Annotated in this window: 1 protein-coding gene; it reads left to right on the plus strand. The window is 52.9% G+C overall.

Annotation, left to right across the window (positions count from 1 at the left end; all coding sequences use genetic code 11):
• A partial coding sequence (locus SB765_RS33390) for an NAD(P)-binding domain-containing protein (protein ID WP_410933004.1) occupies nt 1-238 on the plus strand: 238 nt, incomplete at both ends.

The following is a 238-nucleotide window of genomic DNA, read 5'->3' on the forward strand; positions in this document are numbered from 1 at the left end:
CGGGTGAAGCGACCGATAAGACTATCGCCTCCCTGACTCCACACCTGGATAAAGGCGACATCCTGATCGATGGCGGTAACACCTTCTATAAAGATACTATCCGTCGTAACAAAGAGCTTTCTGACCAGGGCTTCAACTTCATCGGTACCGGTGTCTCCGGTGGTGAAGAGGGCGCACTGAAAGGCCCATCTATCATGCCTGGCGGTCAGAAAGAAGCCTACGAACTGGTTGCACCGAT

This window comes from Pseudomonas sp. SIMBA_067 (assembly GCF_046534675.1).
Classification (GTDB): Bacteria; Pseudomonadota; Gammaproteobacteria; order Pseudomonadales; family Pseudomonadaceae; genus Aquipseudomonas; species Aquipseudomonas putida.